Source organism: Enterobacter sp. HG048 (assembly GCF_024702055.1).
Classification (GTDB): domain Bacteria; phylum Pseudomonadota; class Gammaproteobacteria; order Enterobacterales; family Enterobacteriaceae; genus Enterobacter; species Enterobacter dykesii.
Genome location: NZ_JANLIZ010000032.1, coordinates 1 through 7161, shown reverse-complemented (window position 1 = coordinate 7161; position 7161 = coordinate 1). Strand labels below are relative to the sequence as shown.

Here is a 7161-nt window from a genome sequence, read left to right as displayed (position 1 = left end):
CCCGTGCAGTTAAGCGTCAAGGTAAGATCTGGATCCGTGTATTCCCGGACAAACCGATCACCGAGAAGCCGCTGGAAGTTCGTATGGGTAAAGGTAAAGGTAACGTGGAGTACTGGGTTGCCTTGATCCAACCGGGCAAAGTCCTTTATGAAATGGACGGTGTTCCGGAAGAGCTGGCCCGTGAAGCCTTCGGCCTGGCAGCAGCGAAACTGCCTATCAAAACCACCTTTGTAACTAAGACGGTGATGTAATGAAAGCAAAAGAGCTGCGTGAAAAAAGCGTTGAAGAGCTGAACGCTGAGCTGCTGAACCTGCTGCGTGAGCAGTTCAACCTGCGTATGCAGGCTGCAAGTGGCCAGCTGCAACAGACTCACCTGCTGAAGCAAGTGCGTCGCAATGTTGCACGCGTTAAGACTTTACTGACTCAGAAGGCGGGTGCGTAATGACCGATAAAATCCGTACTCTGCAAGGTCGTGTTGTTAGCGACAAAATGGAGAAATCCATTGTTGTAGCTATCGAACGTATTGTGAAACACCCGATCTACGGTAAATTCATCAAGCGTACGACCAAACTGCACGTACATGACGAGAACAACGAATGTGGTATCGGCGACAAGGTTGAAATCCGTGAATGCCGTCCACTGTCCAAGACTAAGTCCTGGACGCTGGTTCGCGTTGTAGAGAAAGCGGTTCTGTAATACAGTACGCCTTCTCAATACGAATAAACGGCTCAGCGATGAGCCGTTTATTTTTTCTACCCATATTGCAGAAGCGGTGTTATAATGCCGCGCCCTCGATATGGGGCTTTTTAACGGCTCTGATTTTAGAGTCTCAGGTAGTAGTTGACATTAGCGGAGCACTAAAATGATCCAAGAACAGACTATGCTGAACGTCGCCGACAACTCCGGTGCACGTCGCGTAATGTGTATCAAGGTTCTGGGTGGCTCGCACCGTCGCTACGCAGGCGTAGGCGACATCATCAAGATCACCATCAAGGAAGCAATTCCACGTGGTAAGGTCAAAAAAGGTGATGTGCTGAAGGCGGTAGTGGTGCGCACCAAGAAGGGTGTTCGTCGCCCTGACGGTTCTGTCATTCGCTTCGATGGTAATGCATGCGTTATTTTAAACAATAACAGCGAGCAGCCTATCGGCACGCGTATCTTTGGGCCGGTAACTCGTGAACTTCGTACTGAGAAGTTCATGAAAATTATCTCTCTGGCACCAGAAGTACTCTAAGGAGCGAATCATGGCAGCGAAAATCCGTCGTGATGACGAAGTTATCGTGTTAACCGGTAAAGATAAAGGTAAACGCGGTAAAGTAAAAAATGTTCTGTCTTCCGGCAAACTTGTCGTTGAAGGTATCAACCTGGTTAAGAAGCATCAGAAGCCGGTTCCGGCCCTGAACCAACCAGGTGGCATCGTTGAAAAAGAAGCTGCTATTCAGGTTTCTAACGTTGCAATCTTCAATGCGGCTACCGGCAAGGCTGACCGTGTAGGCTTTAGATTCGAAGACGGCAAAAAAGTCCGTTTCTTCAAGTCTAACAGCGAAACTATCAAGTAATTTGGAGTAGTACGATGGCGAAACTGCATGATTACTACAAAGACGAAGTAGTTAACAAACTCATGACTGAGTTTAACTACAATTCTGTCATGCAAGTCCCTCGGGTCGAGAAGATCACCCTGAACATGGGTGTTGGTGAAGCGATCGCTGACAAGAAACTGCTGGATAACGCAGCAGCTGACCTGACAGCAATCTCCGGTCAAAAACCGCTGATCACCAAAGCACGCAAATCTGTTGCAGGCTTCAAAATCCGTCAGGGCTATCCGATCGGCTGTAAAGTAACTCTGCGTGGCGAACGCATGTGGGAGTTCTTTGAGCGCCTGATCACTATTGCTGTTCCACGTATCCGTGACTTCCGTGGCCTGTCCGCTAAGTCTTTCGACGGTCGTGGTAACTACAGCATGGGTGTCCGTGAGCAGATCATCTTCCCAGAAATCGACTACGATAAAGTCGACCGCGTGCGTGGTTTGGATATTACCATTACCACTACTGCGAAATCTGACGAAGAAGGCCGTGCTCTGCTGGCTGCCTTTGACTTCCCGTTCCGCAAGTAAGGTAGGGTTACTGAATGGCTAAGCAATCAATGAAAGCACGCGAAGTAAAGCGCGTAGCTTTAGCTGATAAATTCTTCGCTAAACGCGCTGAACTGAAAGCGATCATTTCTGATGTGAACGCTTCCGACGAAGATCGTTGGAATGCGGTTCTCAAGCTGCAGTCTCTGCCGCGTGATTCCAGCCCGTCTCGTCAGCGTAACCGCTGTCGTCAAACAGGTCGTCCACATGGTTATGTGGGCAAGTTTGGGTTGAGCCGTATCAAACTGCGTGAAGCCGCCATGCGCGGTGAAGTGCCAGGCTTGAAAAAGGCTAGCTGGTAATTACCAATTGAATCACGGGAGTAAAGACAGATGAGCATGCAAGATCCGATCGCGGATATGCTGACCCGTATCCGTAACGGTCAGGCCGCGAACAAAGTTGCGGTCACCATGCCTTCCGCCAAGCTGAAAGTGGCAATTGCCAACGTGCTGAAGGAAGAAGGTTTTATCGAAGATTTTAAAGTTGAAGGCGACACCAAGCCGGAACTGGAACTTACTCTTAAGTATTTCCAGGGTAAAGCTGTTGTAGAAAGCATTCAGCGTGTCAGCCGCCCAGGCCTGCGCATCTATAAGAAAAAAGATGAGCTGCCAAAAGTTATGGCTGGTCTTGGTATCGCAGTTGTTTCTACCTCTAAAGGTGTTATGACTGATCGTGCAGCGCGCCAGGCTGGTCTTGGTGGCGAAATTATCTGCTACGTAGCCTAATCGGAGGAAAGAATGTCTCGTGTTGCTAAAGCACCGGTCGTTATTCCTGCCGGCGTTGATGTAAAAATCGACGGTCAGGTTATTACGATCAAAGGTAAAAACGGCGAGCTGACTCGTACCCTCAACAAAGCTGTTGAAGTTAAACATGCAGATAACGCTCTGACCTTCGGTCCACGTGATGGTTTCGTGGATGGATGGGCTCAGGCTGGTACCGCGCGTGCCCTGCTGAACTCAATGGTTGTTGGTGTTACCGAAGGCTTCACTAAAAAGCTTCAGCTGGTTGGTGTAGGTTATCGTGCAGCTATCAAAGGGAATGCAGTAGGCCTGTCTCTGGGCTTCTCACACCCTGTTGAGCATCCGCTGCCGGCCGGTATCACTGCAGAATGTCCGACTCAAACTGAAATCGTGCTGAAAGGCGCTGATAAACAGCTGATCGGTCAGGTTGCAGCAGATCTGCGCGCCTACCGTCGTCCTGAGCCTTACAAAGGCAAGGGTGTTCGTTACGCCGACGAAGTCGTGCGTACCAAAGAGGCTAAGAAGAAGTAAGGTAACACTATGGATAAGAAATCTGCTCGTATCCGTCGTGCGACCCGCGCACGCCGCAAGCTCAAAGAGCTGGGTGCAACTCGCCTGGTGGTACATCGTACCCCGCGTCATATTTACGCACAGGTAATTGCACCGAACGGTTCTGAAGTTCTGGTAGCTGCTTCTACTGTAGAAAAAGCTATCTCAGAACAATTGAAGTACACCGGTAACAAAGACGCCGCTGCAGCTGTAGGTAAAGCTGTTGCTGAACGCGCTCTGGAAAAAGGCATCAGCAATGTTTCCTTTGACCGTTCCGGGTTCCAATATCATGGTCGTGTCCAGGCACTGGCAGATGCTGCCCGTGAAGCTGGCCTTCAGTTCTAAGGTAGAGGTGTAAGATGGCTCACATCGAAAAACAGGCTGGCGAACTGCAGGAAAAGCTGATCGCGGTAAACCGCGTATCTAAAACCGTTAAAGGTGGTCGTATTTTCTCCTTCACAGCTCTGACTGTAGTAGGCGATGGTAACGGTCGCGTTGGTTTTGGTTACGGTAAAGCGCGTGAAGTTCCAGCAGCGATCCAGAAAGCGATGGAAAAAGCCCGTCGCAATATGATTAACGTCGCGCTGAACAACGGTACCCTGCAACACCCAGTTAAAGGTGTTCACACGGGTTCTCGTGTATTCATGCAGCCAGCTTCAGAAGGTACCGGTATCATCGCCGGTGGTGCAATGCGCGCCGTTCTGGAAGTTGCTGGGGTTCATAACGTTCTGGCCAAAGCATATGGTTCCACCAACCCGATCAACGTGGTTCGTGCAACTATTGATGGCCTGGAAAATATGAATTCTCCAGAAATGGTCGCTGCCAAGCGTGGTAAATCCGTTGAAGAAATTCTGGGGTAATTGACCATGGCAAAGACTATTAAAATCACTCAAACCCGCAGTGCAATCGGTCGTCTGCCGAAACACAAGGCAACGCTGCTTGGCCTGGGTCTGCGTCGTATTGGTCATACCGTTGAGCGCGAGGATACTCCTGCTGTTCGTGGTATGGTCAACGCGGTTTACTTCATGGTTAAAGTTGAGGAGTAAGAGATGCGTTTAAATACTCTGTCTCCGGCCGAAGGCTCTAAAAAGGCGGGTAAACGCCTGGGTCGTGGTATCGGTTCTGGCCTCGGCAAAACCGGTGGTCGTGGTCACAAAGGTCAGAACTCTCGTTCTGGCGGTGGCGTACGTCGCGGTTTCGAGGGTGGCCAGATGCCACTGTACCGTCGTCTGCCGAAGTTCGGCTTCACTTCTCGCAAAGCAGCGATCACAGCGGAAATCCGTCTGTCTGACCTGGCGAAAGTTGAAGGCGGCGTTGTAGACCTGAACACGCTGAAAGCAGCAAACATTATCGGTATCCAGATCGAGTTCGCGAAAGTGATCCTGGCTGGTGAAGTTTCTACTCCGGTGACTGTTCGTGGCCTGCGTGTTACTAAAGGTGCTCGTGCTGCTATCGAAGCTGCTGGCGGTAAAATTGAGGAATAAGTAGCAGATGGCTAAGCAACCGGGATTAGATTTTCAAAGTGCCAAAGGTGGATTTGGCGAGCTGAAACGCAGACTGCTGTTTGTTATCGGCGCGCTGATTGTGTTCCGTATTGGCTCTTTTATTCCGATCCCTGGTATCGATGCCGCTGTACTTGCCAAACTGCTTGAGCAACAGCGAGGCACCATCATTGAAATGTTCAACATGTTCTCTGGTGGTGCTCTCAGCCGTGCTTCTATCTTTGCATTGGGTATTATGCCGTACATTTCGGCATCTATTATTATCCAGCTGCTGACGGTCGTTCATCCGGCCCTGGCAGAGTTGAAGAAAGAAGGGGAGTCTGGACGTCGTAAGATTAGTCAGTACACCCGTTACGGTACTCTGGTGCTGGCAATATTCCAGTCGATCGGTATTGCTACCGGTCTGCCGAATATGCCTGGTATGCAGGGCCTGGTGTTAAACCCGGGCTTTGCATTCTACTTCACCGCTGTTGTAAGTCTGGTCACAGGGACGATGTTCCTGATGTGGCTCGGCGAACAGATTACTGAGCGTGGTATCGGTAACGGTATCTCTATCATTATCTTCGCCGGTATTGTTGCGGGCCTCCCGCCAGCCATCGCCCATACTATCGAGCAAGCGCGTCAAGGCGACCTGCACTTCCTCCTGTTGCTGTTGGTTGCAGTATTAGTATTTGCAGTGACGTTCTTTGTTGTCTTCGTTGAACGTGGTCAACGCCGCATTGTGGTGAACTACGCTAAACGTCAGCAGGGTCGTCGTGTCTATGCTGCACAGAGCACACATTTACCGCTGAAAGTGAACATGGCGGGGGTTATCCCGGCTATCTTCGCTTCCAGTATTATTCTGTTCCCGGCGACCATCGCGTCATGGTTCGGGGGCGGTACTGGTTGGAACTGGCTGACAACAATTTCGCTGTATTTGCAGCCTGGGCAACCACTTTATGTGTTACTCTATGCGTCTGCGATCATCTTCTTCTGTTTCTTCTACACGGCGTTGGTCTTCAACCCGCGTGAAACAGCAGATAACCTGAAGAAGTCCGGTGCATTTGTACCAGGAATTCGTCCGGGAGAGCAAACGGCGAAGTATATCGATAAAGTAATGACTCGCCTGACTTTGGTTGGTGCGCTTTATATTACTTTTATCTGCCTGATCCCGGAGTTCATGCGTGATGCAATGAAAGTACCGTTCTACTTCGGTGGGACCTCACTGCTTATCGTTGTTGTCGTGATTATGGACTTTATGGCTCAAGTGCAAACTCTGATGATGTCCAGTCAGTACGAGTCTGCATTGAAGAAGGCGAACCTGAAAGGCTACGGCCGCTAAATGGTCGCCTGAGAAGTTACGGAGAGTAAAAATGAAAGTTCGTGCTTCCGTCAAGAAATTATGCCGTAACTGCAAAATCGTTAAGCGTGATGGTGTCATCCGTGTGATTTGCAGTGCCGAGCCGAAGCATAAACAGCGCCAAGGCTGATTTTTTCGCATATTTTTCTTGCAAAGTTGGATTGAGCTGGCTAGATTAGCCAGCCAATCTTTTGTATGTCTGTACGTTTCCATTTGAGTATCCTGAAAACGGGCTTTTCAGCATGGTGCGTACATATTAAATAGTAGGAGTGCATAGTGGCCCGTATAGCAGGCATTAACATTCCTGATCAGAAACATGCTGTGATCGCATTAACTTCGATCTACGGCGTCGGCAAGACCCGTTCTAAAGCCATTCTGGCTGCAGCGGGTATCGCTGAAGATGTTAAGATCAGTGAGCTGTCTGAAGAACAAATCGACACGCTGCGTGACGAAGTTGCCAAATTTGTCGTTGAAGGTGATCTGCGCCGTGAAATCAGCATGAGCATCAAGCGCCTGATGGATCTTGGTTGCTATCGCGGTTTGCGTCATCGTCGTGGTCTGCCAGTGCGCGGTCAGCGTACTAAGACCAACGCACGTACCCGTAAGGGTCCGCGCAAACCGATCAAGAAATAATCGGGGTGATTGAATAATGGCAAAGGCACCAGTTCGTGCACGTAAACGTGTAAGAAAACAAGTCTCTGACGGCGTGGCTCATATCCATGCTTCTTTCAACAACACCATCGTTACTATTACTGATCGTCAGGGTAACGCATTGGGTTGGGCAACAGCCGGTGGTTCCGGTTTCCGTGGTTCTCGCAAATCCACTCCGTTCGCAGCTCAGGTTGCAGCAGAGCGTTGCGCAGAAGCCGTAAAAGAATACGGCATCAAGAATCTGGAAGT

17 protein-coding genes are annotated in these 7161 nt (G+C 49.9%); all 17 read left to right on the top strand.

The features are described from left to right. Nucleotides 1-251, top strand: a 251-nt coding sequence (gene rplP / locus NUX24_RS21575) for a 50S ribosomal protein L16 (RefSeq protein WP_257834051.1), incomplete at its 5' end; no start/stop codon positions are given. Next, nucleotides 251-442, top strand: coding sequence for a 50S ribosomal protein L29 (gene rpmC / locus NUX24_RS21570; protein WP_003863282.1), 192 nt, complete (start codon nucleotides 251-253; stop codon nucleotides 440-442). The genes rplP and rpmC, both read left to right, overlap by 1 nt. Further along, nucleotides 442-696: a 30S ribosomal protein S17 gene (gene rpsQ, locus NUX24_RS21565; protein ID WP_008503489.1), complete on the top strand. Its 255-nt coding sequence runs from the start codon at nucleotides 442-444 to the stop codon at nucleotides 694-696. The genes rpmC and rpsQ overlap by 1 nt, the downstream gene beginning before the upstream one ends. Nucleotides 697-862: 166 nt before the next feature. Then, nucleotides 863-1234 (top strand): 50S ribosomal protein L14, encoded by a 372-nt coding sequence (gene rplN, locus NUX24_RS21560; protein WP_002919748.1) that lies wholly within the window; start codon nucleotides 863-865, stop codon nucleotides 1232-1234. A 10-nt stretch (nucleotides 1235-1244) separates the two neighbouring features. Next, complete coding sequence (rplX, locus tag NUX24_RS21555; protein ID WP_003863287.1) at nucleotides 1245-1559, top strand: 50S ribosomal protein L24; 315 nt, start codon at nucleotides 1245-1247, stop codon at nucleotides 1557-1559. Nucleotides 1560-1573: 14 nt separating this feature from the next. Beyond that, nucleotides 1574-2113 carry a 50S ribosomal protein L5 gene (gene rplE / locus NUX24_RS21550; RefSeq protein WP_001096206.1) on the top strand — a complete coding sequence of 180 codons (540 nt, stop codon included), beginning with the start codon at nucleotides 1574-1576 and terminating at the stop codon, nucleotides 2111-2113. 14 nt (nucleotides 2114-2127) lie between these two features. Beyond that, entirely contained in the window at nucleotides 2128-2433 is a 306-nt protein-coding gene (rpsN, locus tag NUX24_RS21545) for a 30S ribosomal protein S14 (protein WP_003863291.1), read from the top strand. Between the two features lie 30 nt (nucleotides 2434-2463). After that, nucleotides 2464-2856, top strand: coding sequence for a 30S ribosomal protein S8 (rpsH, locus tag NUX24_RS21540; protein WP_006178918.1), 393 nt, complete (start codon nucleotides 2464-2466; stop codon nucleotides 2854-2856). Nucleotides 2857-2868: 12 nt separating this feature from the next. Then, nucleotides 2869-3402 (top strand): 50S ribosomal protein L6, encoded by a 534-nt coding sequence (gene rplF, locus NUX24_RS21535; protein ID WP_003863296.1) that lies wholly within the window; start codon nucleotides 2869-2871, stop codon nucleotides 3400-3402. Nucleotides 3403-3411: 9 nt separating this feature from the next. Further along, nucleotides 3412-3765: a 50S ribosomal protein L18 gene (rplR, locus tag NUX24_RS21530; RefSeq protein WP_003863297.1), complete on the top strand. Its 354-nt coding sequence runs from the start codon at nucleotides 3412-3414 to the stop codon at nucleotides 3763-3765. Nucleotides 3766-3779: 14 nt separating this feature from the next. Further along, a complete protein-coding gene (rpsE, locus tag NUX24_RS21525; protein WP_003863299.1) occupies nucleotides 3780-4280 on the top strand; it encodes a 30S ribosomal protein S5 in 501 nt (166 codons plus the stop codon). 6 nt (nucleotides 4281-4286) lie between these two features. Further along, a complete protein-coding gene (rpmD, locus tag NUX24_RS21520) occupies nucleotides 4287-4466 on the top strand; it encodes a 50S ribosomal protein L30 (RefSeq protein ID WP_003863301.1) in 180 nt (59 codons plus the stop codon). A 3-nt stretch (nucleotides 4467-4469) separates the two neighbouring features. After that, nucleotides 4470-4904: a 50S ribosomal protein L15 gene (gene rplO, locus NUX24_RS21515; protein ID WP_003863304.1), complete on the top strand. Its 435-nt coding sequence runs from the start codon at nucleotides 4470-4472 to the stop codon at nucleotides 4902-4904. A 7-nt stretch (nucleotides 4905-4911) separates the two neighbouring features. After that, nucleotides 4912-6243 (top strand): preprotein translocase subunit SecY, encoded by a 1332-nt coding sequence (gene secY / locus NUX24_RS21510; protein WP_003863305.1) that lies wholly within the window; start codon nucleotides 4912-4914, stop codon nucleotides 6241-6243. 31 nt (nucleotides 6244-6274) lie between these two features. Then, on the top strand, nucleotides 6275-6391 hold the full coding sequence (gene rpmJ, locus NUX24_RS21505) for a 50S ribosomal protein L36 (protein ID WP_000868187.1): 117 nt from the start codon (nucleotides 6275-6277) through the stop codon (nucleotides 6389-6391). A gap of 146 nt (nucleotides 6392-6537) precedes the next feature. Further along, complete coding sequence (rpsM, locus tag NUX24_RS21500) at nucleotides 6538-6894, top strand: 30S ribosomal protein S13 (RefSeq protein WP_003863308.1); 357 nt, start codon at nucleotides 6538-6540, stop codon at nucleotides 6892-6894. A gap of 16 nt (nucleotides 6895-6910) precedes the next feature. Continuing rightward, nucleotides 6911-7161, top strand: a 251-nt coding sequence (gene rpsK / locus NUX24_RS21495; protein WP_257834049.1) for a 30S ribosomal protein S11, incomplete at its 3' end; no start/stop codon positions are given.